Here is a 24,240-nt window from a genome sequence, read left to right as displayed (position 1 = left end):
ATGTGATTACGATGTTTATCGCAAAAAGAGAAAACGGAGAAAAAATTCATCTACTCGATCATCATGATGAAGAGATTTTACACCATATGCGTAAAAGGGAAAGTTTCTTTTGCATAGCTTGCGGGAAGGAAGTACTAATGAGATTAGGAAAACAAAAAAGGTGGCATTTTGCTCATAAGAAAGTAGATTCATGTTTAGCCTTTTATGAAGCAGAATCTACATATCATATGTACGGTAAAGAATTGTTATATCGGTGGTTCAAACGTCAAAATGTTCATGTAGAGATAGAGCATTATCTACCAGAGATTCAGCAACGACCGGATATTTTTATAGAGAGAGCAGGGAGAAAAATTGCGATTGAATATCAATGCGCCAATCTTTCTATAGAGCAGCTCTGCAAACGAACCTATTCGTATTGGAAAGCTGGTATACGGGTCATTTGGATTATTGGTGGAAATCAATTGAAGAAGCAATCAGCATATTGGATGAAATTCTCCTCACTTATGGCTTTCTCCTTACAATCTTATCCTCAGCCACTTCTTATTTTCTTCTGTTCGAAACAAAAATCATTTATGAAATGCACGTTTATTACATCATTTTCTACAAGCGTTGCTTTTTCACATATTATATATTTACCACCTGAAACGACTACTTTTGAAATGCTCTTTTCTTCTGTTCCTTTTCAAAAGGAGATATTAGAACGAGAATGGAAGAAGCGAAAGGACTATTTTCGAAAAAATGCTTTGCCTATTTGGAATTATAATCATAAGTCACTATTACGCCTCTTATATCAATGTAAATGTACCCCAGCAAATTTTCCTTCTGAAATTGGTGTGCCACTCCCGTCCTCATTTGCTTTTCAAACAAATCCATTTATATGGCAAGCTGTTATATACATGAAGTGTATAGGTGAGCTTGCGGTAGGGGATTGTATTTCCCTCGAGTACGTGTGTAGTTATATAAAAAAGTATACGAAAAGGCGTATGCTCCCGTACTTTTCACAGCATATATGGAAAGTGGCAGTTACTGAATATATGATATTTTTATGCTATGTAGGTGTATTGCAGAAAGTAGGGACGTATAAATACCGAAAAAAAAGGAGGATAGTTATGTTGAAAACAGAGGAGGAAGTTATGAAATATGATGAAGTTTGCTTAGCGTATGCCTTATCTTTATTTGAGGCAAAGTACAACATGAGAGAAGGAAAAGCGGATATAATAAAGACTGATCGTGAAGGAATTACATAAGAAAAATCGAATTGTATGTAAGTAGAGATATTTAAAGGAGGGCTTAAAGCATGTCTGAACAAAATACAGCAAAAGCATTACCAGATCGTAACGAGATTGAAGAATCAAGTACGTGGCGATTAGAAGATATTTTCCAAACAGATGCAGAATGGGAAAAAGAATTCCAAGCTATTAAAGAGCTATTACCGAAGTTAACTGAATTTAAAGGGAAACTTGGTGACTCTGCGAACAATTTACTTGAAGCATTGCAATATGAAGATGAAATTTCAATGCGATTAGGTAAGCTATATACATATGCACATATGCGTTACGATCAAGATACAACAAACTCCGTGTATCAAGCGTTAAATGACCGCGCGACAAATTTATATTCACAAGTATCTAGTAGCACAGCATATATTGTGCCTGAAATTTTATCGATTTCAGAAGATACATTGCAAACATTCTTGAAAGAAAATAGAGACTTAAGTGTATATGAACATGCGTTAGAAGAAATTACGCGTCAACGCCCTCACGTATTATCTGAAGCGGAAGAGGCTTTATTAGCAGAAGCATCTGAAGTAATGAGTGCGTCGAGTAATACATTTGGTATGTTGAATAATGCGGATTTGAAATTCCCATCTATTAAAGGTGAGGATGGAGAAGAAGTAGAAATTACACATGGCCGTTACATTCAGTTTTTAGAAAGTGATGATCGTCGTGTGCGTGAAGATGCATTCAAAGCTGTATATGAAACGTACGGGAAATATAAGAACACATTTGCAAGTACGTTAAGCGGAGCTGTGAAGCGTAATAACTTTAATGCACGCGTTCGTAAATATGACTCTGCACGTCAAGCAGCATTAAGTAATAATAATATTCCTGAAGCGGTGTATGATCAACTTGTTCAATCTGTAAATGACAATTTACACTTGCTACATCGTTACATTGATATTCGTAAGCGAGCACTAGGGCTTGATGAGCTTCATATGTATGATTTATATACACCACTTGTACCAGAAGTGAAAATGAATGTGAAGTATGAAGAAGCGCAAGACATGTTATTAAAGTCTTTACATGTACTTGGGGATGAGTATGTTGATATTTTGAAAGAAGCATATGAAAATCGCTGGGTAGATGTGTATGAGAATAAAGGAAAACGAAGCGGAGCATATTCATCTGGTGCATATGGAACAAATCCTTATATTTTAATGAACTGGCATGATAATGTAAATAATTTATTTACACTTGCTCATGAGTTTGGCCATTCTGTCCATAGTTACTACACAAGAAAAACGCAGCCGCACGTATACGGGGATTATTCAATCTTTGTTGCGGAAGTAGCATCAACTTGTAATGAAGCGCTTCTAAACGATTATTTATTAAAAACGACAGAAGATAAGAAAGAGCGTCTATACTTATTAAATCATTATTTAGAAGGATTCCGTGGTACTGTATTCCGTCAAACGATGTTCGCAGAGTTTGAGCATATTATTCATAAGAAAGTACAAGAGGGACATGCGGTAACACCAGACATGCTAACGGAAATCTACTATGATTTAAATAAGAAATATTTCGGTGATGCTTTAGTAATTGATGAAGAAATTGGTTTAGAGTGGTCTCGTATTCCGCACTTCTACTACAACTATTACGTATACCAATACGCAACAGGATTTAGTGCAGCAACGGCTCTATCTAAACAAATTTTAGAAGAAGGGCAACCAGCAGTAGAACGTTACATTAATGAGTTCTTAAAAGCAGGAAGCTCAGATTACCCAATTGAAGTGCTGAAAAAAGCTGGAGTAGATATGGCATCTCCAGAACCGGTAAAAGAAGCATTGCAAGTATTTGAAGAGAAATTAAATGAATTAGAAGCATTATTATTTGAAGAGAAGTAATAGAAAAGACGAGGAATTTGCCTCGTCTTTTTCTTGGTGTCATTTTGTCGATATTTGTCGATAAAATAAATCGAATTGTCTTCTTTTTTCTAAACTAGAAGGCAGTTTTACAGTTCATTAAAACCCTTTAAATCGTTTTTTATGGTTGAAATAAGAGAGAGCGATGACAATGACTCCGAATAAAAGAGGAAAGGCAATCATTTTAGGAAAAGCTTGTAGTAGGGAGAGGATGTACAAGAAAAAAGAAACAATGATAGCTAGAATGATAAGTAAAATATACGTTTTTTTCATACAAAACACCTCCAAAATAGCTTTTTTATAGCTTATTCAAAAATGAAAACGTTTAGAATGTGACAAAAGTGTGAAATTCGACAAAAGGGGTTGTCATCTGACGTCGAATCTTGTAATATAATAAGCGTGAACGAATTCACATACAAACATATACCCCTTTGTTTGAACGTGAAAATTTCTCCCATCCCCTTTAATATTTTTATAAGCCGTAAAGAAAAAGACCTGGTGTTTACACCAGGTCTTTTTCTTTTGCTATCCATTTCCAATAACGCTCACATTTTACGTCAATCATTTGTACTTTTCGTTTCAGTTGTAATTTTTTTAGTTCACGTTCAATTTCTTGCTTCGAGCAGTCATATATAAATGCTACTTCTTTTGAAGAGATAAATTGTGTCGCTTCCAGTAATACTTCTAAAGGTGGTAATGGCTCTGGCTCGATTTCACATTTTACAAGTTCTTTCAATAATTGTACGTAGACGTCGTAGGAATACGTTCCAGCGATTTTAATACCTTCTTCATCTGAATTTGCATGAAAGAATACGAGAGAAGGTATTTCTGTAATATGCATCTCATTTGTGAATTTTAAGTCACATTGGAAAGCCTTTTTTGCGCTAGCGGAATATAGGTCTTTTTTAAATTCTTCTACATCAATATTGCTATCTTTTGCGCATGCAAGTAATAATTCGCAGTCAGGATTTGATACATTTTCAAGGAAAATGTATTCTTGGAGTTTTCGCAAAAACTTCGAACCTGCTTTTCGGCCCTGCAACTCCGCTGCTTTAATTGCCATCGAAACTAAATATGGTGTTGACGATGCTTCTTGCATATGTACCTTTCCATCACATGAAAAATCTTGTAAACTTGTTGTCTTTTCCCACACAAATCGAATATTAGCAGGTTTATTCCATTTGTGTGAGGAAGCGTTCGTTCCGTCCACTTTTCCTGTTACGATATGACGAATAGAGAAGTATTTCCCATATTCAAGCCATAGTTTAATAATAAAGGGCTCAATTTCCCAGCAATCTTTACAAAGTGGATCAATAAATAAATATGCTTCTACAGACTTATGCTCACATGCGGAAGGAGATGGCATATTGATATGCTTTGCTTCCTGTTTATCCATTATATTTCACCTGTTTCGTCTGGAGTATTAACCATATGCTGAGCAGTTAATGCTAAACGTTCAAAAACGAACTCTCTTATATGACCGTGCACTCCTGTGTCATCCATTGCTTGCTCCATGCACGATAGCCAAGCCTCTGCTCGTTTTGGAGTAATCTCAAACGGGAGATGGCGTGCTCTTAACATAGGATGACCATGTTCTTCCGTATACAAATTAGGACCACCTAAATATTGTGTTAAAAATTGCTTCTGCTTCCTAGCTGTTTCTGTTAAATCATCCGGGAAGATGGGAGATAGGTCAGGGTGTTTACTGACATAGGAATAAAATGTGTCTACTAATATTGCAATGCATTGTTCACCGCCAATTGCTTCAAATGGTGTCATCGGTTGCTTGCTCATCCTTTTAAACTCCTTTTTCCATGAAATGTATATCTATTGTAGCAATGGAATGTTAGGGAGGGCAAATAAACAGCCTTCATAACGTTCTTTGCTTATTCTACAGATGTAAAAGAATCTTTTCTTTTTTTAAGTGAGATGTATCCACTAGTAGAACGTATTCACTAGTGGAATTTTCACTTTAGCGTGCTTTGTTTTGTTTGGCAAGGAAAAAGCGTTTTACTTTATTATTTGTATGACGGATTGGTATGTTATGCTGCGTTAATAAATGAATAAATGCAGCTTTGCCTGCTTCTTCATCTTGCACTTCAAATTCAATTTCATAATCATCGTGATTGTAATAGAAACTATGATCAAAGACAAGCGTTCCGCCTTCAAATAGTGTTTCGGCTCTTTCAGTTGTTAAACTACCCATATAAGTTAAAGCGGAAACAGGAATTTGTAGTTTACGTAGTTGATCCATTACAGCCCCTGAAACAATTACGTTTGTTTCCATCATCATTTTTGCTTCGTCTTCTGTTACGACTTGATGCGTTTCCAACAAGCCGACTTCTGCAGGTTGTTTCAATGTTAATGTATAAGTTTCTCCTTTATGACGAATACGAAGTGCAGAGCCAGCTTCTTTTAATGAGAGGCTAGGTGTTTCAAAGTAGTGATTCACCTGTTTCGTAAATCCTTCAATAGAGAATGATTTACATAATGTATTGAATTCTTCTTCTGTAACAATATTTTTAAATTCAATTTCAATTTCTTGTGTCATTGTATGCGCGCTCCTTTTGAAAAATAATTCTTTACACATTATCGCTTTTTCACAAATTTGGTTCAATGTTTTATTTGTTTGCGTCCATGTTATGATACAATAATACTGTTAAGTAAGACAGGAAGTTGAGATGGAGGAGTTAGAGCATGCAAAATAAAATCCAAGTTAAGAGCGTAGAAAAGAGAGAGAATGCTCTTATTTTTTGTGCGGAAAATAGTGAAATAGAGGTAAAGGAGTTAAGTGCGCGTAATCACGTACTTGTAGACTCAGATAATTTATCATTTTTATATATCTTAGAAAACGAATCATCTTTCATTTATGTAAGCATTCCGCATACATGCTGGGAAGCAATGCATGAAGCGATGAATAACGACGTGGTTATGTTCGTTCGCGTGAATGACATTGAAATGGAATTAGAAGGTTTGAAAGAAGAAGTAGAATATTTAGTTGAAAATATTGAAGGTAATGCAAATTACGGAGAAGAACTAGTAACTGCTGTAGAAAAAGTATTTCTATAAGCAAATGGATTGATTTTGGTGGTGGTTGAAATGAATCGAAATTGGGAAGAATTTTTAGCACCTTACCACCAAGCGGTGGCAGAGCTGAAAGTGAAACTAAAAGGAATGCGTACTCAATTTGCAATGTTAACAGAGCATTCTCCAATTGAGTTTGTAACAGGAAGGGTAAAGTCGGTTGCAAGTATTATTGATAAAGCGGAGAAGAGAAATGTACCGTTAGACAGGCTAAGAGAAGATATGCAAGATATCGCGGGCCTTCGAATGATGTGTCAATTTGTTGATGAGATTAAGCCTGTTGTAGAATATCTTCGAAAACGAAATGACTTTGAAATCGTGGAAGAACGTGATTACGTCACGCAGAAGAAAGATAGCGGTTATCGTTCTTATCACGTTGTCATTAGTTACCCAGTTCAAACGATTCAAGGTGAACAAAAAGTATTGGTAGAAATCCAAATACGTACGCTAGCAATGAACTTTTGGGCAACAATTGAGCATTCTTTAAATTATAAATATAGTGGACGTTTTCCTGAAGATATTAAAATACGCTTGCAACGTGCAGCGGAAGCAGCATTTTTATTAGATGAAGAAATGTCTTCTATCCGTCTTGAAATTCAAGAAGCGCAGAAAGCTTTTTCAAGAAAGCAAGAAACGAAAGATTCAGAATCATAAACTAAAGGGTGTTGGGCGATGAAATTTACAATTATGTCAAAGGGAGATCAATCATCAGATGCACTGGCAAGCACGATGAAAGAATACTTGCTAGATTTTGGATTTATAATGGATGAAAAGGAACCCGATATTGTAATTTCTGTTGGGGGAGATGGAACGCTTTTATATGCGTTTCATCGTTATTATAATCGATTGGATGAAACAGCATTTGTTGGTGTACATACAGGGCATTTAGGTTTCTATGCAGATTGGTTACCGACAGAAGTAGAGAAATTAGTAATTGCAATTGCTAAAACACCATTCCAAGTGGTGGAATATCCGCTTTTAGAAGTGATTATTCGCTATGTGAATGGGAGTAAAGAGTCGCAGTATTTAGCGATGAATGAAGCGACTGTAAAAAGTGCAGAAGGTACATTAGTAACAGAAGTGGAAATACGCGGAGAGTACTTTGAAACGTTCCGCGGGGATGGCCTTTGTATTTCTACTCCTTCGGGAAGTACTGCGTATAATAAGGCGCTTGGCGGAGCAATTATTCACCCTTCTATTGAAGCGATTCAAATTGCGGAAATGGCATCTATTAATAACCGGGTGTTTCGTACGGTAGGTTCGCCGCTCGTATTGCCGAAACATCATACATGCGTGCTGAAGCCGACTGCAGGAATGAACTTACAAATTACGGTGGACCATTTAACGATGGTTCATCAAGATGTGAAATCAATTCAGTATCGCGTGGCAAATGAGAAAGTACGATTCGTTCGTTTCCGTCCATTTCCGTTCTGGAAACGAGTTCGTGACTCGTTTGTTGCAGATAAATAGAAAGGGTTTATATATTTGAACAGATTTACATTGAAATGGGATATAGACTCGGCTGAGGAAGGAACTTTGGTTAGAGAATTTTTAAAAACAAAAGGGATCTCCAAAGCCGCATTAACGGATATAAAGTTTCATGGCGGATCTATAGAAGTAAATGGTCAACATGCGAGCGTTCGTCATCAGTTGCAAGCTGGTGAAGAATTACGTGTCTTTTTTCCAGTAGAGGAAAGAAGTGAAGGGATGATTGCTGAAGATATTCCTTTATGTATCGTATATGAAGATGATGCAGTTCTTGTCATAAACAAAGAGGCAAACATGTCAACGATCCCGTCTAGAGAACATCCGGCAGGAAGTGTTGCGAATGCGCTCTTATCTCATTATGATAAGCGACATCTTGCAAGTACGGTGCACATCGTAACGAGGTTAGATCGTGATACTTCAGGGCTTATGCTTATTGCAAAAAATCGTTTCGTACATCATCTTTTATCGAAACAGCATCAACAAAAAGCTGTGAAAAGAACGTATGAAGCGATTGTTCACGGTGAGATGGTAGAAAGAGAAGGAACGATTGACGCACCGATTGGACGAAAATCGGATAGCATTATTGAGCGAACCGTTTGTGAGGAGGGGCAAAGAGCCGTTACTCATTTTAGAGTGATCGATAGCGTCAATCATAAGACGCACGTATCACTTGAGCTCGATACAGGGAGAACACATCAAATTCGTGTGCATATGGCGTACATAGGACATCCGCTACTTGGCGATAATTTATATGGTGGAAAAAGAGATGAAATGAAACGACAAGCGCTTCACAGTACATCCTTGACGTTTTATCATCCTATTTTAGAGAAAGAAATGTCTTTCACTACACCGATTCCAAGCGATATGCAAGCGGTATTAAGACATACTTAAAAAGGGAACAAAATTCTTATGTAACGAAGAATTTTGTTCCCTTTTTCTTAGCGGAATAATATTAAAATTTGATTGTCGCCCGTGCGCTTTATAACGAAAAAGCCACTTTCAGATTTTGTAGCAATGCCATCGTTATTTGGACGACAATATCCATGCGTTTCGCAAGTACCGTCATCACGTACTAACATTTGTCCAATTAATCCGACAGGAAGCCACTCGTTACGGTCTTTTCTTGCTATATATTTGCAAGCTGGATCCCATTCTGTATTTAAAAGAGGTTGTATGTCTTGCGATTCCGTACGTACATATTGACGTTTTCCGAAGCTATCTGTTTTATAGCGTTTTTGCCAACTTAAAGCACCGCTATTTCCTATAAGAGCGGGGGTGGCACTAGATATTCCTAAGATGAATGAATCGTTTGAAGTAGCGATTCGAATTTTTTCTTCGCTACTAAATGTAACGAAATAACCTACATCAATAAAAGTATTGTCTACTGTTTCAAACATTTGCGCAAAATCAGTTCCGCTTGCATTGTAAGAAGCGCCCTCAATGTACATTTCTCCATTATGAGCAAGCCACTTTGCACCGATATTATGATCGGTTTCATTTGTGCCGTTTGCAATAAACCAAGAATAAGATTCATCTGCTGTGCCGAAGCGCCCCATAATATGGCTACCTGCAAAATGAGCTGTTGATGTATGATTACCTTCCGCATGAGAAGAGAATCCGTTAGCGATAGTCGCGGTTCCTTCTGCATGCGCTGCTTCGCCTAAAGCGATTGTATGTTTACCTTCCGCATGAGAATAGGAGCCACCTGCTGTCGTTTCACTTCCTTCACTATGGGAACTATGTCCAGTTGCTTTCGTTTTTGATCCTTCTGCATGAGAGAAAGAACCTTTTGCATGTGTCAGAAGTCCTTCTGCATGTGAAGCTGTACCCTCTGCATGAGAGTGAAGACCCTCTGCATATGCATACCGCCCATCTTTTTTTACTTTTTTATTTTCAGATGTAGGGGTCTGAATGATAATCGTTTTTTCTGTTTGTATATCACCTGACGGTACTAATGCTTCTTTAATTTTTTTTACTTGATTTATAATAGCAGCTGGAATTTCTGCTTCCGCTTTTTTATTTATTGCTACAGGGCTGTTTTCTTCTGTATTCTTCTCTACTTGCTCAGAAGGCACAATCTGTTCAATATGAGTAGAGAGAGGTTTATTTTTTTGCTGCATCTTTGCTTTTCTATTATCAATTATGCGGCTCATTACAGCATTCTGTAATGAGACATATTTTGGTCTATCTTTGTTTTTTGTGGAAGCCTCTTGTTCTTCCAGTTCTTCTACAGCTGCAGCTCGAATGCTGCACCAGTTGTTAATTCCGTACATGGGCAGATAAAAAGGCGGGCATTTTCTTTTTTGTTTAGAAGATTTTTTCTTCATTCTGTCACCTCCTGCGACAGTATATGCCGTGTCATTAAAAAAAGATGCACTTTATTGCATCTTTTTTTAATGACTTTACCCAATTTTTATCCCACTTTAATGGACGGGCTGCCCATTAAAGTGGGATTGGTGAGGGCTGATTAAAGTTTCACTTTATATGAGAGACGCCTAAAAGATACGGTAATTCTTACATATGAGTTATGAAATTGGGCGGAATTTCTCAGGGACAAAAGGCAGGGAGGAAGGAACGGAAACAATCTCCATTTCAGGATAACGTAGTCCAGTTAGTTTGCCACCAAATACAGCACCAGTGTCAATATTGACTGTATGATTTACAAAGCGAGGTTCTTTTACGGGTGTATGTCCATATACAACCCAAGCTGTTCCTTTATACTCCTTCGCCCAGTCGCGACGGACAGGTGAACCGTCAGCATGTTTTTCTCCTGTAATATCGCCATATAATACAAAGGTTTGTACTTTTTTATCTTTTCTTCCTATGTAATCTTGCCGAATGCCGGCGTGACACACAATTAACCTTTTTTCATCGAGTACATGATATAAAGGGGATTGCTCGTAAAGTGTGATGAATTTTTCTTTTATCATGTTTTGTTGATGAGAAGGTAGTGCTTCATATTCGGCAACAGTTGTTTCGAGTCCATGAGCGATTGTCACATTACGTCCAAGGAAAAATCGGTATAGTTTATTGCAGTGATTTCCCGGAGCGTAATACGCTACTTTTTTATTTATGACAAGTTCCCATACAATTTCAATCATACGTAATGAATGAGGACCGCGATCTGTGATATCGCCAACAAAAGCAAGCTTGCGTTGATCAGGGTGAATCGGCAAGTCACTATTCCAGTTATATCCGAGTTTTTTCGTTAAATCTTGAAACTCTTGGAAGCATCCATGAATATCCCCTATAATGTCATATTTCATATTTAAACCTCCATCATATTTTTCATTAGTATATCTAAAAAAGGATAGAGATAAAAATATACCGTTTTTGTGCTTCAGTTGAACATAAAGATTTTCGTTCTTGAGCGGACGTTTAAAACAAATCCAATCGCTATCATGTATGTGAGTAAGGAGCTTCCTCCGTAGCTCATAAGGGGTAGTGTAATGCCTGTAATAGGTAGTAATCCGATTGTCATCCCGATATTTTGAAATACTTGAAAAGTAAACATTCCGATTGTACCAGCGCAGATGTAACTGCCGAAAGGGTCATTACTTTCTATAGCGATATGAATCATGCGGAAAATAAGTAGGAAAAAAAGCGCAATAATGACGCTTGCGCCTAAAAATCCGAATTGCTCAGCGACATTCGTGAAAATAAAATCTGTATGTGGTTCTGGAAAGTATACTTGTCCATTTTCCCAACCTTTTCCTTGCATTTCTCCTGATCCAGTAGCTAAGAAAGCTTGTCTTAATTGATAGCCTTGCGCATCATATTTGTATGGCGCTAACCAGCCGTAGAAGCGATTTAGTTGATATTCTTGTAAAATGTGTGCTTTAAAGAATTTTGTATGAGTGAAAAAAATATACGTTAATGTAAAGCCAGCTACAAAGATACCAGAAACTAACCCGAAAATAAAACGCCAACGTATACCGGAAACTAATATCATTGCTGCGAGCATAGCTGAAATTACCATTGTGTTTCCTAAATCAGGTTCTTTTGCAATAAGTAGTAGTGGCGGCAAACTTGTTGCGCATATTTTTCCGAGTAATAGAAAATCGTCGTGTATTGTTCGGTAAAAATATTTCTCATTGTGATTGGCTATAATTCGTCCGGTGACGATAATTAAAAACAACTTCATAATTTCGGAAGGCTGGAAATTTCCGATGCCTGGGAGCCTGTACCAAGCGGTCGCACCTTTAATTGTAATGGCACCTGGTACTTGAAATTCTAGCCCAATAAGTAGTACCAATGCAAAGCTATATAAATACCAAGCAATTTTTTGATAACGGTCAAAATCAATAATCATAATCATGCCAATGGCTATGAATCCAATGAAGTACCACTGGATTTGTTTTAATACAAAATTTACATTTTGCAAAAATGGTGGTAAAGAGGCTTGTGCACTTGCAATTGCAAAGCAACTAACAATCCCAATGGCAAATAAAATGAATAGTAATACGTAGTCTATTTGATATTGAGAATTTGGATCTTTCAATGTGTGTATTCCTTTCTATCGCCTAGTAAGTATACGGATCATGTCATGATAAAAATAATATACAAGCAGACTATGCATACATTTATTCCACTATTTGTGGGAAGTCATACATCACACGGAAGGAATAGTACCTACCGTGTGATGGACTATATGGCACGGAGTTCTTTTGTAACTATATTCAAACAATGAGAAAGGCGTATATGTGTATCAGTCGTTGGAATGAGCTCTGGATATAGTTGATAAAATGTTGTAGCATTTTTATGCCATTCGCAAGCTTTTAACAGACTCGTTTTGTAATAGTCAATCTCTTGTAGGAAACCATATTTTTTTGAATGTAAAACGAGATGTGAAAAATCTTCGCAGCCTTCAAGGTATTTGTGATGTACTTGCTGTCCAGTATGAAGGCGGAAAGAACTTAAAGGTTCCGTGATGTAGATCGCATCACCTTTGGAAAGTAAACTGATCCAAGAGGCCATATCAACACTACAATTATAATTTCTCCCATTTAAAGTACCGAAAGGTTCTGTTAATAGGCGTTTTCGAAAGAGTACAGTCGTAGGTTCACCGATAATATTTTGTCCTAGTATAAGCATATGGTTTCCAAGATCTGTCCCATTTAGTAGAGTATCTTCATCATATAATCTTTTCATGGAGGGGTGTTGTTCAATTATCTCTCCATCGTCATTAATCCAAGTACGATAAGATGTAATAAGTGCGAGATTTCGATCTAAGTCTTTTTGGAAATAAAACATCATTTTTTCAATTTTACTATTATAAAATATATCATCATCCATTAAGAAATTTATGTACTCTCCATTTGATTGTTCTAAAAGCATAAGGGCGTTATGAAATTGTCCTAAAGTAGAGGGGTTTCGAATGTACGTTATATGTTTATGCTTATGTAAATAATCTCTGTATATTAATTTTTCTGTTTCATTATTTGTGCTATCGTCTCCTACAATAATTTCAATATTTGAATACGTTTGTGCTAATGCACTTTCTAGAGCAATTTTAAAATAATGTGGCCGATTATAGGTAGGAATAAGGATGGAAACGAGAGGTACATTTTTTATGTTTTCCATATACAACTACCTTTCAGAAATTTTCTGTGTAAGAATAATATCTTGATAACTTGTATGTTCAGTTCTGCCACACCATGAACCATAATGGGGAGGAGTCTGCATTTCTAGCCCATATTTATTTAATAGAGTACGAATATCTTCCTCAAGATAGGCAACTGCGAAATTCGGGATATCTTTATTTAGAACATAACAATTGTCAATTTGATGGTAAAAACCTAACGGACTTAGTCCTGCATTTAAGTAATAGGAAGATTCAGGATTAATTAAAAAGAAAGTAATAAAACATCTCCCATCTTTTTTCAGAACTCGTGCAATCTCGCGTACGTAATGTTCTAATTCTTTCGGAAGAAGATGGGTAAATACAGACGTTAAAAAAATAAAATCGAATGATTCATCTTCATATGGAAACTTGTATTGGGAAGCATCTTCTTTTCCATCGGGATTGTAGAATTGGTTATATATATCGACATGTTCAAAATGGAAATTGTTACGTCGTGTTGAAATGTTGTTTTTGCACCATGTAATTCCCTTATTAAATAAGTCAAATCCATAATAAGTACCATCATCGCTTAAATAGTTCATTAATGGAACCGCCATCCGGCCGATACCACAGCCTACATCTAATACTGTTTCATTTGATTTTAAATTGCCAATTTCAATAAAATACTGCATAAACTCTTTTCCAACTTCTTCAAAATGACCACCTACATATTGAACAAGTTCTGGAGGTGGGATTAATGTAATTTTTTTCTCATTTTCGTTCAAAAAATTCACACCTTTCTTATAGTAAAGTAGGAAATTTCTACTTTATATTGAGGGGAGCTTTGCTTTTATTCATTACAAGATTGGTTTTCATGAATTAGTAGTATAATAGTACCCCTCAACTAAATATTTTTTTATTCTATTCTTTTCTCCAAAAAATACCGAAATCATCGATTTGAGTCATAGGAGTTTTTATGTTTCTTTCACTTCTGAAATCTGTTACAGCCTCTGCGCATGTTATCAGTCCATAATCATCAATAATAATAAAGCCACCTATTGAAACTTTATCGTATAAATTTACAAGACTATCCATCGTTGATTCATACATATCACCATCAAGGCGTGCAATTGCAATTTTTTCTATCGGTGCTGAAGGCAATGTATCTTTAAACCAACCCTTTAAAAATTTCACCTGATCATTTAATAAATCATATTTTCTAAAGTTTTCTTGCACTGTTTCTAAAGAAACTCGTAAGTAATCGAATGTGTGCAAATAATCACCGTAATCTTTCGGATATTGTTCTAAGTTAGGTGCGGGCAGACCTTCAAACGAATCGGCAACCCATACAGTACGATCCTTAATGTTGTTTGCTTGTAAAAACCCATTCATAAAAATGCATGATCCTCCGCGCCATACACCAGTTTCAATAAAATCACCTTCTATATTTTCCCTGACTACAGTTTCCATCGCCTCTTGTAATTGATTCATACGTTTTCGCCCAACCATACTATGTGCAGCTCTTGGCCAATCCTTGCCACCTTGACGCTCATTGTTTGAAACGTTAGGATTAACGATTTTTAAATTGTGATTTTCTATATACTGCTTAAGAAATAAAGGAAGAGGAACCGTAACTGGTTCATATGATAGTTCTTTAGAAATATGTAACGAAGCAGGTAAGTATGGTTCGTATTCCAACCATATTTCAAATAAAATTGTTTTCTTTAATAACTCGAGATAAAGCTGGACAGCCGATTTATTTTCCATATAAGTGCCTCCTGAAGAATGTCATACAACATTATGACTATGTAGAAAAGAAGGATTTAATGATTGAATTTACCAATGAAAAAGCAGTAAAACTGATATCAGTTTTACTGCTAAGTAAAAATTTAAGCGATTTTTTCAATAATAATGGATGCACTCGTACCAAGAGCTAATGATAATCCAAGCCCTGTAACAATTACTTCAACTAATGATGGAGTTGTCGTAATTTGCGTAATTGCTTGAATAACGATAGGTGCTCCAAGTGAGATTAAACTTGATCCAGTACCTGGTACAGGTACTCCATTCACTTGGATTGTAAGACCTCCTAATGCACTGACTGTTGCAGTATTAGCGATAACAGTAATTTTATAGAACCCAGTTTCACTAATTACGAAAGTATCAGCATCTAATTGAGAAATTGCTGTACCAAACTGAGATCCAACAGTATTAAATGGTAGTGGATCATTAATTCCTAGATCTAAAGAAATCCCACCGGAGTTAAATGCATATAATCCTGCTGGAAGTCCTAGCCCTGATGGTCCAGTCGGTCCAGTTGGCCCAGTCGGTCCGGTAGCCCCAGTCGGTCCAGTAGCACCAGTTGTACCAGTTGGCCCAGTCGGTCCAGTAGCACCAGTGTCACCAGTTGGCCCAGTTGATCCAGTCGTACCAGTTGTACCAGTTGGCCCAGTTGGTCCAGTCGTACCAGTTGTACCAGTTGGCCCAGTCGGTCCAGTAGCACCAGTTGTACCAGTTGTACCAGTTGTACCAGTTGGCCCAGTCGGCCCAGTCGGTCCAGTTGGCCCAGTTGGCCCAGTTGGCCCAGTTGGTACAGTTGGCCCAGTCGGCCCAGTTGGTCCAGTCGGTCCAGTTGGCCCAGTCGGAAGGGTAAACGGTGGTATTGGTGGTAATGTTGGTCCTACAAGATTAGGGTCAAATGCACTAGCTGATAAAGATTCATCGGGATTCAATCCATCTGAATAATTATTATTTGACATAAATTCACCTCCATAAAGCGTTCATTATATAGTAGATGCAAAACCGAAAGAAAATGACACGGACATTTGAATTATTGAAAAGAAATCTTAAACTGCTTGTGCAAGTTAAAAAAGTGGAAAGTTTATTGTATGTATAACATATGATTGATTTGGAAGAGGGTGATTATGTTGAACAAGCAAGGAATTACAATTAGTTTATGTATGATTGTTCGAGATGAGGAAGATACAATAGGTCGATGTTTAGATGCAGTCGAAAAAATTGTTGATGAAATTATTATAGTTGATACAGGTTCCATTGATCGAACGAAAGAAATTGTAGCTCAATATACCTCTAACATATATGACTTTCCATGGATTAATGATTTTGCAGCAGCAAGAAATTTTTCTTTTTCAAAAGCAACGCAAGAGTATATATTGTGGCTAGATGCAGATGACGTATTATTAGAAGATGCTCAAGAAGCATTGAAACTTTTAAAAAGAGAATTAGATCCTAAAATTGATGCTGTTTCGATGCCGTATCATCTTGCATTGGATTCTAGCGGGAAACCTTTATATTGTACAAAAAGAAATCGACTTGTAAAGCGTGAAAAACAATTTCAATGGTTTGGAAAGGTTCATGAGTATTTAGCTATTTCTGGTGAAACTTTTAGTAGTAATGTTGCTATTACACATAAAAAAGAAAAAAAGGTAACAAATCGTAATTTGAAAATTTTTCAAAATGCTGTAGCTGCAGGAGAAGAATTGAGTCCGAGAGATTTATTTTATTACGCGAATGAATCTATGGATAACCAAAAATATGATGATGCAGTTATGCTATATGAAACATTTCTTAATCAAGATGAAGGATGGTATGAAGAGAAAATTTATGCATGTGGTAAGTTAGGAGATTGCTATGCAAAGCTTGGATCATGGGAAAAGGCAATTGAATCTTGCGTGAAGTCGTTTCGATATGATGTTCCTAGAGGGGAGAATTGTACAAGAATAGGATATATATATATGGAACAACAAAAATATAACGAAGCGATATTTTGGTTTAAACTTGCAACGGAAGTACCAATGGCGACGGAGAGTCCATTTCATAGTCCAGCGAGCTACACATGGCTTCCCTATTTACAAATGTGTATTTGTTATAGCAAGTTAGGAGATCAAGACAAAGCTTATTATTACAACGAATTAGCGGCTGCTTATGTTCCAAATAATGCTGCAATCGAATATAACCGCAAATATTTTCGGAGTGTTTTTGATAAACAATATAAATCGTTATAGGCAGCTTTTTTTAGAAATGGCTCATCGCGATTCTAACTCTAATAGATTGGCTATATAGTAAAGTATCGGCAATGTAACTAGTACAGGTTACATTTATAGACTTTAAATGAGATTTATATTTCAAATTCAATTTGCATAAGGAGTGTGTAAAATGAATTCCCCAAAAAATTCTTTATACGAAGAAAAGTCTGGGCATTATTATAATGCAGTGAATCCGAATTTATTAAAGCATATAAAAAAGGAATGGAAAGAAGTTCTTGATATCGGTTGCTCGAGTGGTGCATTGGGAGCTGCCATAAAAGAAAATGGCACACGTGTATCTGGAATTGAGGCATTCCCAGAGGCGGCAGAACAAGCAAAAGAAAAACTAGATCATGTCGTTTTAGGCGATATAGAAACAATGGATATGCCGTACGAGGAGGAGCAATTTGATTGCGTTATATTTGGTGACGTATTAGAGCATTTATTTGATCCTTGGGCTGTAATAGAAAAAGTAAAGCCATATATAAAAGAAAATGGTGTGATTTTAGCAAGTATACCAAACGTTGCTCACATTTCAGTATTAGCACCGTTACTTGCTGGAAATTGGACGTATACAGAATATGGTTTATTAGATAAAACGCATATTCGTTTCTTTACATTTAATGAAATGCTCCGAATGTTTTTAAAAGCAGGATATTCGATTAGTAAAGTAGATCGTGTATATATTGATCATAAAGTGTATGAACCGTTAATTGAGGAGTTATATGGAATTTGTAAGAAATATCGTCTTGGAAGTGGCTTCATGGCTGAGACGGTCGTATTTCAGTATATTATTGAAGCAGAAAAATCACAGTTATGAGTGCTGGTGAAAAAACAATATTATTTGTTACGTGTATAAATGATCGGAAAATGTATGCACAGTGTGTACGGCATATATTGAGATTGGCAGTGCCTCCAGGATATATTGTACAATTTATGCCAATTCGGAATGCGAAAAGTATGACGAGCGGATATAATCAAGCGATTTCGCATCCAGCGAAATATAAAGTATATATACACCAAGATGTTTTCATTATGAATGTGGCATTTTTATACGGATTACTTCAATTATTTAACGAACATGAACATCTTGGAATGATTGGAATGATTGGAGCCCAGTATGTTCCTCCAAACGGGATATGGAATGAAGGCAAGGGAGTTGTTGGGAAAGTAATTGGTTATATGAACGATTTATTTTATATGGCAACGCAAGAACAACCGTACCATGAGTCAAAAACATTTATGCCTGTGGAATGTATAGACGGTTTATTGATGGCAACGCAATACGATATTCCGTGGCGAGAAGACTTGTTTGATGGGTTTGACTATTATGATGTATCTCAGTCATTTGAATTTAGAAAAGCTGGCTATACAGTTGGGGTTCCTGTACAGCGTGATGCGTGGTGCATTCACTATCATATTGATGTAAATATGACCAACTATGACAAGTATAGAAAGATATTTGTGGAGAACTATATGTCAGATGTAAATCAAGACGAATAGAGGGGCTACAAAATGAAGGATCGTACAATATTAGTTGTTGTTTGTGTAAATAATGAAGAGCTATTTGAACAATGCGAGAGACAAATAAGAAACCTTTTTGTTCCCCCTGATTATGTCGTGCAAATTTTTCCGATACGAGATGCGAAAAGTATGGCAAGCGCATATAACCGAGCGCTTTCATATCCCGCGAAGTATAAGGTTTATATACATCAGGACACTTATCTTATTAATCGAGAGATGTTTTATACACTTATTTCTCTGTTTAAAGATAATGAAAAGCTCGGCTTAATTGGAGTAGCTGGAGCCCAATTTTTACCGAGTAACGGGATATGGTGGGAAGGGAAAAATTTAGTAGGGAAAGTGATTGAGTATAGAAGACGGAATTATCAACTATTAAATTTAGATCAGGGGTTTTATGGAAGCCAATCTTTTATGTCGGTGCAGGCAATTGATGGCTTATTCATGGCAACGCAGTATGATATTCCGTGGCGAGAAGATTTGTTTCAAGGGTTCCACTTTTATGATGTATCACAGTCTTTAGAGTTTCAAAGGGCTGGTTATTTAATTGGTATCCCAAATCAATCAAATTTATGGTGTATTCATTATAACGGAGATGAATTTGATGCGGATACATATGAGAAAGATCGAAAAGTGTTTGTAGAACAGTATAAAGATATATTATCTCCATCATAAGGGAGAGATGCAGAGTGAAAGGGATTATTTTAGCAGGCGGTACTGGATCGAGGTTATACCCAATAACGAAAGTAACGAATAAACATTTGCTTCCTGTTGGACGTTATCCAATGATTTATCATGCGGTATATAAGCTGAAACAATGCGAGATTACAGATATTATGATTATTACAGGTAAAGAGCATATGGGAGATGTTGTTAGTTTTTTAGGAAGCGGTCAAGAGTTTGGCGTGTCCTTTACGTATCGTGTGCAAGATAAGGCTGGTGGAATTGCGCAAGCATTAGGGCTTTGTGAAGATTTCGTTGGGAATGATCGCATGGTAGTTATATTAGGTGATAATATTTTTTCGGATGATATTCGTCCGTATGTTGAAGAGTTTGCAAATCAAAAAGAAGGTGCGAAAGTACTGCTGCAATCTGTAGATGATCCGGAGAGATTTGGCGTAGCAAATATTCAAAACGGCAAAATAATTGAAATTGAAGAAAAGCCGAAAGAGCCGAAAAGTTCCTATGCAGTCACAGGAATTTATTTGTATGATTCGAAAGTCTTTTCTTATATAAAAGAATTAAAACCTTCCGCAAGGGGAGAGCTTGAAATTACAGATATCAATAATTGGTATTTAAAACGTGAAGTACTTACTTATAATGAAATGAGCGGTTGGTGGACTGATGCAGGAACTCATGTTTCTCTTCAAAGGGCGAATACGTTAGCGCGGGATATAAACTTTGGTAAACAGTTTAACGGAGAATAGGTGAGAATATGGAAGTTATAGAAACAAACTTTACCGACGCAAAATTGTTAGAACCGAGGTTATTTGGAGATGAGCGTGGCTTTTTTACTGAAAGTTATAATAAGAAGGTGCTAGAAACATTAGGAGTTACGTATTCATTTGTACAGGATAATGTTTCGTATTCGACAGAAGCGGGAACGATTCGGGGGTTACACTTTCAAAAAAATCCGAAAGCACAAACGAAACTTATTCAAGTTATGCAAGGAGCAATTTATGACGTTATCGTTGATTTGCGAAAAGATTCACCAACGTTTAAACAATGGAGAGGATATATTTTAAGCGCGGATAATCATCGGCAATTATTAGTGCCAAAAGGATTTGCACATGGTTTTTGTACACTTGTCCCGCATACTATTGTTATGTATAAAGTAGATGAGTATTATAGTGCTAATCATGATTCAGGGGTACTTTGGAGTGATAAAGAATTAGCAATTCCATGGCCGGTAACAAGCCCTATTTTGTCTGATAAAGATCGAATATTACCATCGCTTCAGGAATGTGAAGATAGTTTTTGAGTAGGAGAGTTGTGTATGAATATATTAGTAACAGGTGGGGCCGGATTTATTGGAAGTAATTTTGTGCATTATATGTTACAAAGCTATGAAACATATAAAATTATTAATTTCGATGCATTAACATATAGTGGAAACTTAAATAATGTAAAGTCTATTCAAGATCATCCGAATTACTATTTTGTAAAAGGTGAAATTCAAAATGGAGAGCTGCTGGAGCATGTTATTAAGGAACGTGATGTGCAAGTAATTGTCAATTTCGCAGCTGAATCACATGTGGACCGTAGTATTGAAAATCCGCTTCCTTTTTATGATACAAATGTAATTGGGACAGTCACCTTATTAGAATTAGTAAAAAAATATCCGCATATTAAACTCGTGCAAGTATCAACGGATGAGGTGTATGGCTCTTTAGGAAAAACAGGGCGATTTACCGAGGAAACCCCGTTAGCTCCAAATAGTCCATATTCTTCAAGCAAAGCGAGCGCCGATATGATAGCTTTATCTTATTATAAAACATATCAATTACCAGTTATAGTAACGCGTTGTTCCAATAACTACGGGCCGTATCAATATCCTGAAAAACTAATTCCGTTAATGGTTACGAATGCGCTCGAAGGAAAAAAATTACCGTTATATGGCGATGGATTAAATGTAAGAGATTGGTTACATGTAACGGATCATTGTCGTGCGATTGACGTTGTTTTGCATAAGGGACGTATAGGAGAAGTATATAATATAGGTGGAAATAATGAAAAAACAAATATAGATGTTGTGGAACAAATTATTACTCTCTTAGGAAAAACGGAAAAGGATATTGAATATGTGACAGATCGTTTAGGACACGACCGCCGTTATGCGATTGATGCAGAGAAAATGAAGAATGAATTTGATTGGGAACCGAAGTATACGTTTGAGCAAGGGTTACAAGAAACGGTGCAATGGTATGAGAAGAATGAGGAATGGTGGAAACCATTAAAAAAGTAAGGGGCATATAAATGAGAGAACGGATTATCATAACAGGAGCAAATGGTCAATTGGGAAAGCAACTACAAGAAGAGTTAAATCCTGAAGAATATGACATATATCCATTTGATAAAAAGTTACTAGATATAACAAATATATCCAAAGTGCAGCAAGTGGTACAAAAAATAAGGCCACATATCATTATTCATTGTGCAGCGTATACGAAGGTTGATCAAGCTGAGAAAGAACGAGATCTTGCTTATAGAATAAATGCAATAGGGGCTCGAAATGTAGCAGTTGCCTCACAATTAGTGGAGGCAAAGTTAGTTTATATTAGTACGGATTATGTATTTCAAGGTGATAGACCGGAAGGGTACGATGAATTTCATAATCCGGCGCCGATAAATATATACGGAGCTTCTAAATATGCGGGAGAGCAGTTCGTCAAAGAGTTACATAATAAATACTTTATCGTTCGTACATCATGGTTGTATGGTAAGTATGGAAATAATTTTGTGAAAACGATGATGCGATTAGGGAAAGAAAGAGAAGAAGTATCTGTTGTAGCGGATCAAATCGGTTCTCCTACGTATGTGGCGGATTTAAATGTAATGATTAATAAGCTCATCCATACTTCTTTATACGGTACGTATCACGTATCCAATAGAGGATCATGTTCTTGGTTTGAATTTGCAAAGAAAATATTTTCGTATGCAAATATGAAAGTGGATGTATTACCGGTTTCAACTGAAGAATTTGGATCGGCGGCAGCGAGACCAAAATATTCTATTTTCCAACATAACATGCTGCGATTAAATGGTTTTTTACAAATGCCTTCTTGGGAAGAAGGATTAGAGCGTTTTTTTATAGAAACAAAAAGTCATTAACAATTTTAAGTTAATGACTTTTTTGTTTGCCTTTAAGAGGTTTTATGTTACTATAATTATAGTATCAGGTACTAATAACAAGTATAAGTATTTCTGGGAGGATATATCATGGAACTATTACAAGGGAAAACATTTGTTGTTATGGGCGTTGCGAACCAAAGAAGTATTGCATGGGGAATTGCTCGCTCTTTGCATAATGCAGGTGCAAAATTAATCTTCACATATGCAGGAGAACGTTTAGAGAGAAACGTTCGTGAATTAGCGGATACATTAGAAGGACAAGAGTCACTTGTATTACCTTGTGATGTAACAAATGATGAAGAACTTACAGCTTGCTTTGAAACAATCAAACAAGAAGTTGGTACAATTCACGGTGTAGCACATTGTATTGCTTTTGCAAATCGTGACGACTTAAAAGGTGAATTTGTAGATACTTCTCGCGATGGATTTTTACTTGCACAAAATATTAGTGCATTCTCCTTAACAGCTGTAGCAAGAGAAGCGAAGAAAGTAATGACAGAAGGCGGAAATATTTTAACGTTAACATATCTTGGCGGCGAGCGCGTTGTGAAAAACTATAACGTTATGGGTGTAGCAAAAGCTTCATTAGAAGCGAGCGTGAAATATTTAGCTAACGATTTAGGTCAACATGGCATTCGCGTTAACGCTATTTCTGCAGGTCCAATTCGTACGTTATCTGCAAAAGGTGTAGGCGACTTTAACTCAATCTTAAGAGAAATTGAGGAGCGCGCACCACTTCGTCGTACAACAACGCAAGAAGAAGTTGGGGATACAGCAGTATTCTTATTCAGTGATTTAGCACGCGGCGTAACAGGAGAAAACATTCACGTTGATTCAGGGTATCATATCTTAGGATAAATATAATATTAATTTTAAAGGACAATCTCTACATGTTGAGATTGTCCTTTTTATTTGTTCTTAGAAAGAACGATTTTTAACGAAAGTTCTTACCACGTTATGAATATAAGTATAATAGTACACGATTTATTCAGCTACGTATGGAAGTGGGAGGGACGAGTGTGAAGAATAAAAATAAAAGTTCAACAGTTGGAAAACCGTTGTTATATATTGCGCAAGTAAGTTTGGAACTTGCTGCACCGAAAATAAAAAGAATTATCTTAACAAACTTTGAAAATGAGGATAGAAAAGAGGAAAGGAATAGAAAGGAAACTGTTGTAAGTAGTGCTGTGGAAGAGGTAATAGAACAACAAGAAGAACAAGAGCACCAAGAGGAACAAGTAGAAGAAAAAATAGAAGAAGAGGAACAAGTACAAGAACAGCATGAGCCAGTGAGAACTGTCCCGTATAATAAATCATTTAAGGATATGAATAATGAAGAGAAAATTCATTTTTTATTAAATCGCCCTCATTATATTCCGAAAGTAAGGTGCAGAATAAAAACAGCTACAGTCTCATATGTTGGATCAATCATATCGTATCGTAATGGAATTGTAGCGATTATGCCGCCAAATAGCATGCGAGATATTAAGTTATCTATAGAGGATATCCAATCAATTAGTATGGCCGGCTTTTAAATATGTAAA

The 24,240-nt window shown here is 36.4% G+C and carries 27 protein-coding genes; 16 read left to right on the top strand and 11 right to left on the bottom strand.

Annotated elements, in window-relative coordinates:
- The first annotated feature begins 2 nt into the window (after positions 1–2).
- Complete coding sequence (locus tag QCI73_RS21170; RefSeq protein ID WP_353823681.1) at positions 3–1,247, top strand: competence protein CoiA; 1,245 nt, start codon at positions 3–5, stop codon at positions 1,245–1,247.
- 50 nt (positions 1,248–1,297) lie between these two features.
- A complete protein-coding gene (pepF, locus tag QCI73_RS21165; protein WP_327923513.1) occupies positions 1,298–3,124 on the top strand; it encodes an oligoendopeptidase F in 1,827 nt (608 codons plus the stop codon).
- Positions 3,125–3,241: 117 nt separating this feature from the next.
- Here the strand turns inward: pepF and QCI73_RS21160 are convergent, their stop codons facing one another.
- The 4 genes from QCI73_RS21160 to QCI73_RS21145 form a co-directional block, all read right to left on the bottom strand.
- Positions 3,242–3,415 (bottom strand): hypothetical protein, encoded by a 174-nt coding sequence (locus QCI73_RS21160; protein ID WP_000754592.1) that lies wholly within the window; start codon positions 3,413–3,415, stop codon positions 3,242–3,244.
- Between the two features lie 229 nt (positions 3,416–3,644).
- Positions 3,645–4,538: a ClpXP adapter SpxH family protein gene (locus tag QCI73_RS21155; protein WP_353823680.1), complete on the bottom strand. Its 894-nt coding sequence runs from the start codon at positions 4,536–4,538 to the stop codon at positions 3,645–3,647.
- Complete coding sequence (locus tag QCI73_RS21150; RefSeq protein WP_000043380.1) at positions 4,538–4,936, bottom strand: globin domain-containing protein; 399 nt, start codon at positions 4,934–4,936, stop codon at positions 4,538–4,540. The genes QCI73_RS21155 and QCI73_RS21150 overlap by 1 nt, the downstream gene beginning before the upstream one ends.
- Before the next feature lie 178 nt (positions 4,937–5,114).
- Positions 5,115–5,693, bottom strand: coding sequence for a CYTH domain-containing protein (locus QCI73_RS21145; RefSeq protein ID WP_327923514.1), 579 nt, complete (start codon positions 5,691–5,693; stop codon positions 5,115–5,117).
- A 146-nt stretch (positions 5,694–5,839) separates the two neighbouring features.
- Between QCI73_RS21145 and QCI73_RS21140 the strand changes: the two genes are divergently transcribed.
- The 4 genes from QCI73_RS21140 to QCI73_RS21125 are packed head-to-tail and all read left to right on the top strand — an operon-like array spanning position 5,840 to position 8,605.
- On the top strand, positions 5,840–6,211 hold the full coding sequence (locus QCI73_RS21140) for a UPF0738 family protein (RefSeq protein WP_001180003.1): 372 nt from the start codon (positions 5,840–5,842) through the stop codon (positions 6,209–6,211).
- A 30-nt stretch (positions 6,212–6,241) separates the two neighbouring features.
- The gene (gene yjbM / locus QCI73_RS21135) at positions 6,242–6,880 is read left to right on the top strand and encodes a GTP diphosphokinase (RefSeq protein ID WP_001081482.1); all 639 of its coding nucleotides are present in this window, start codon (positions 6,242–6,244) and stop codon (positions 6,878–6,880) included.
- Positions 6,881–6,898: 18 nt separating this feature from the next.
- Positions 6,899–7,696, top strand: a complete 798-nt coding sequence (locus QCI73_RS21130) for an NAD kinase (protein WP_000673184.1) — start codon at positions 6,899–6,901, stop codon at positions 7,694–7,696.
- Positions 7,697–7,711: 15 nt separating this feature from the next.
- Entirely contained in the window at positions 7,712–8,605 is an 894-nt protein-coding gene (locus QCI73_RS21125) for an RluA family pseudouridine synthase (RefSeq protein WP_074609845.1), read from the top strand.
- 47 nt (positions 8,606–8,652) lie between these two features.
- Here QCI73_RS21125 and QCI73_RS21120 read toward each other — a convergent pair whose 3' ends face one another.
- From QCI73_RS21120 to QCI73_RS21090, 7 genes are all read right to left on the bottom strand, one after another.
- On the bottom strand, positions 8,653–10,041 hold the full coding sequence (locus QCI73_RS21120) for a peptidase G2 autoproteolytic cleavage domain-containing protein (RefSeq protein WP_000730497.1): 1,389 nt from the start codon (positions 10,039–10,041) through the stop codon (positions 8,653–8,655).
- A 198-nt stretch (positions 10,042–10,239) separates the two neighbouring features.
- On the bottom strand, positions 10,240–10,980 hold the full coding sequence (gene prpE / locus QCI73_RS21115) for a bis(5'-nucleosyl)-tetraphosphatase PrpE (RefSeq protein ID WP_046198592.1): 741 nt from the start codon (positions 10,978–10,980) through the stop codon (positions 10,240–10,242).
- Positions 10,981–11,054: 74 nt separating this feature from the next.
- Positions 11,055–12,215, bottom strand: coding sequence for an FtsW/RodA/SpoVE family cell cycle protein (locus QCI73_RS21110; protein ID WP_327923515.1), 1,161 nt, complete (start codon positions 12,213–12,215; stop codon positions 11,055–11,057).
- Positions 12,216–12,361: 146 nt separating this feature from the next.
- Positions 12,362–13,297 (bottom strand): glycosyltransferase family 2 protein, encoded by a 936-nt coding sequence (locus tag QCI73_RS21105; RefSeq protein WP_353823679.1) that lies wholly within the window; start codon positions 13,295–13,297, stop codon positions 12,362–12,364.
- Between the two features lie 6 nt (positions 13,298–13,303).
- Positions 13,304–14,062 carry a class I SAM-dependent methyltransferase gene (locus QCI73_RS21100; protein WP_353823678.1) on the bottom strand — a complete coding sequence of 253 codons (759 nt, stop codon included), beginning with the start codon at positions 14,060–14,062 and terminating at the stop codon, positions 13,304–13,306.
- A 136-nt stretch (positions 14,063–14,198) separates the two neighbouring features.
- The gene (locus tag QCI73_RS21095; RefSeq protein WP_000428847.1) at positions 14,199–15,044 is read right to left on the bottom strand and encodes a TylF/MycF family methyltransferase; all 846 of its coding nucleotides are present in this window, start codon (positions 15,042–15,044) and stop codon (positions 14,199–14,201) included.
- Between the two features lie 122 nt (positions 15,045–15,166).
- Entirely contained in the window at positions 15,167–16,036 is an 870-nt protein-coding gene (locus tag QCI73_RS21090) for a BclA C-terminal domain-containing protein (RefSeq protein WP_353823677.1), read from the bottom strand.
- Positions 16,037–16,201: 165 nt separating this feature from the next.
- Here QCI73_RS21090 and QCI73_RS21085 point away from each other — a divergent pair, with 165 nt between their 5' ends.
- From QCI73_RS21085 to QCI73_RS21040, 10 genes are all read left to right on the top strand, one after another.
- Positions 16,202–17,302 carry a glycosyltransferase gene (locus QCI73_RS21085; RefSeq protein WP_000932900.1) on the top strand — a complete coding sequence of 367 codons (1,101 nt, stop codon included), beginning with the start codon at positions 16,202–16,204 and terminating at the stop codon, positions 17,300–17,302.
- A gap of 151 nt (positions 17,303–17,453) precedes the next feature.
- Positions 17,454–18,143, top strand: a complete 690-nt coding sequence (locus tag QCI73_RS21080) for a class I SAM-dependent methyltransferase (RefSeq protein WP_001087862.1) — start codon at positions 17,454–17,456, stop codon at positions 18,141–18,143.
- Positions 18,140–18,826 carry a glycosyltransferase family protein gene (locus QCI73_RS21075; protein ID WP_001272381.1) on the top strand — a complete coding sequence of 229 codons (687 nt, stop codon included), beginning with the start codon at positions 18,140–18,142 and terminating at the stop codon, positions 18,824–18,826. The genes QCI73_RS21080 and QCI73_RS21075 overlap by 4 nt, the downstream gene beginning before the upstream one ends.
- A 12-nt stretch (positions 18,827–18,838) precedes the next feature.
- On the top strand, positions 18,839–19,519 hold the full coding sequence (locus QCI73_RS21070) for a glycosyltransferase family protein (protein ID WP_000654997.1): 681 nt from the start codon (positions 18,839–18,841) through the stop codon (positions 19,517–19,519).
- Between the two features lie 14 nt (positions 19,520–19,533).
- The gene (locus tag QCI73_RS21065; protein ID WP_353823676.1) at positions 19,534–20,271 is read left to right on the top strand and encodes a sugar phosphate nucleotidyltransferase; all 738 of its coding nucleotides are present in this window, start codon (positions 19,534–19,536) and stop codon (positions 20,269–20,271) included.
- Positions 20,272–20,279: 8 nt separating this feature from the next.
- Entirely contained in the window at positions 20,280–20,825 is a 546-nt protein-coding gene (gene rfbC, locus QCI73_RS21060; RefSeq protein WP_262725128.1) for a dTDP-4-dehydrorhamnose 3,5-epimerase, read from the top strand.
- Positions 20,826–20,840: 15 nt separating this feature from the next.
- Entirely contained in the window at positions 20,841–21,809 is a 969-nt protein-coding gene (gene rfbB / locus QCI73_RS21055; RefSeq protein WP_001024147.1) for a dTDP-glucose 4,6-dehydratase, read from the top strand.
- Positions 21,810–21,820: 11 nt separating this feature from the next.
- The gene (gene rfbD, locus QCI73_RS21050; RefSeq protein ID WP_001209175.1) at positions 21,821–22,675 is read left to right on the top strand and encodes a dTDP-4-dehydrorhamnose reductase; all 855 of its coding nucleotides are present in this window, start codon (positions 21,821–21,823) and stop codon (positions 22,673–22,675) included.
- 108 nt (positions 22,676–22,783) lie between these two features.
- Entirely contained in the window at positions 22,784–23,554 is a 771-nt protein-coding gene (gene fabI, locus QCI73_RS21045) for an enoyl-ACP reductase FabI (protein WP_000421886.1), read from the top strand.
- Between the two features lie 140 nt (positions 23,555–23,694).
- Positions 23,695–24,231, top strand: a complete 537-nt coding sequence (locus QCI73_RS21040; protein ID WP_262725129.1) for a spore coat CotO family protein — start codon at positions 23,695–23,697, stop codon at positions 24,229–24,231.
- Positions 24,232–24,240 lie beyond the last annotated feature (9 nt).

Source organism: Bacillus cereus group sp. MG16 (assembly GCF_040459875.1).
Lineage (GTDB): Bacteria > Bacillota > Bacilli > Bacillales > Bacillaceae_G > Bacillus_A > Bacillus_A paranthracis.
This window is presented reverse-complemented; position numbering and strand designations above follow the sequence as displayed.